Origin of the sequence: Kribbella sancticallisti (assembly GCF_039530625.1) — a bacterium.
In the GTDB taxonomy this organism is placed as follows: Bacteria; Actinomycetota; Actinomycetes; order Propionibacteriales; family Kribbellaceae; genus Kribbella; species Kribbella sancticallisti.
Map to the genome: position 1 here is coordinate 1 of NZ_BAAAOS010000087.1, position 1,335 is coordinate 1,335.

Annotated in this window: 1 protein-coding gene; it reads right to left on the reverse strand. The window is 66.6% G+C overall.

Annotated features, from left to right (window positions below; genetic code table 11):
- Positions 1-1,249 (reverse strand): IS701 family transposase (locus ABD255_RS43580; RefSeq protein WP_425554653.1); only part of this gene is annotated, 1,249 nt, incomplete at its 3' end.
- Positions 1,250-1,335 lie beyond the last annotated feature (86 nt).

Sequence of the window (1,335 nt, forward strand, 5' to 3'; positions counted from 1 at the left end):
TGTCGCGGTTGAGGCGTCGCCGGTAGTGGCATCGTTTGGCGCGGTGTTGGTGTTGGCGTCGCCAGGCTGAGCGGTGGAGTCGATGGGTGGTGTCGCGGTTTGGTGCGATGATCACGGTGGTGAGTAGGTGCTGGATTTCGTTGCAGGTAAGGGGAATCCAGCCGGTCGGGGCTGGCCTGTGGGTGTGTTCGGTGGTGGTGATGACGGCGAGGAAGGCATGAGCGAGCATCGATAAGATCGTCGCTCGGTGCCATGAGGTCCAGCGGCGGACCTGGTGTTGATCCAGGCCGGTGAGTCCCTTGGCCGCTTGGAAGTTTTCTTCCACTGTCCAGCGGCGCCCGGCGACGGTGACCAGGGTCTGCAGCGGGACCGGTTGGGGCGTGTAGCAGCGGTAGTACGCCAACTCGCCGGTGTGGTTGTTGCGTCGCACCAGCAGGCTGCGGTGCCCGGGCCGGTCGGGATCGATGGCCAACTGGGCCCAGTCGTAGTAGCGGGGTCCTTTGGCGCCTTCGCCACAGGAATACCGTCGCCAGGCGCGCCGGGGAATCAGTTTGGCCGCTTGATCGGCCCGGAACTTGCCGGCCGCGGTGACCACATCACGGTTGCAGCCGATGGCCAGCACATACCCGACACCGCGGGTCTCCAGTTCGGCGCGCAGACCAGGATCGGCGCCGTAGACCTCGTCACCGGCCACCCAGCAGGCCTTCACCCCGGCATCCAGCGCCCGGGTCACCATCGTGGTGGCCAGGGCTGGTTTGGTCGCGAACTCAACCGCGGCCGGGATCCCGGCCGCGGCGCGACGCTCGGTGTCGTCGGCCCACGACTTGGGCAGGTAGAGCGCCCGGTCGATGAAGGCGTGCCCGGTGTCGGTGGCATAGGTCAGATACACCGCGACCTGGGCGTTCTCGATCCGCCCAGCGGTCCCGGTGTATTGGCGTTGCACCCCGACAGTGCAGACGCCCTTCTTGACGTCTCCAGTTTCGTCGACCACCAGCACCGCGCCGGCCTCACCCAACTGCTCGGTGACGTAGCCGCGCAGGTCGTCGCGGACTTTCCCGGCGTCCCAGACAGCCTTGCGTAGCAGGTGCTGCATCCCGTCCGGGCTGTCGTCACCGGCATGTTCGGAGATCGTCCAGCAGTTCTTGCTGGGCAGCCCTGACAGTAACCCGAGCACGAACCCACGAGCCCGGCGCCGCGGCTCGACCCGCGCGAAACACGGCGCGATCCGCTCCATCAACGCGTCGAACATCGATTCCCACTGGCCACCATCTAAGCTATCGCCCGCGGCCACCGCCGCATCAGCTGTGTTCCACACAAACCCGGCATGATGACGCG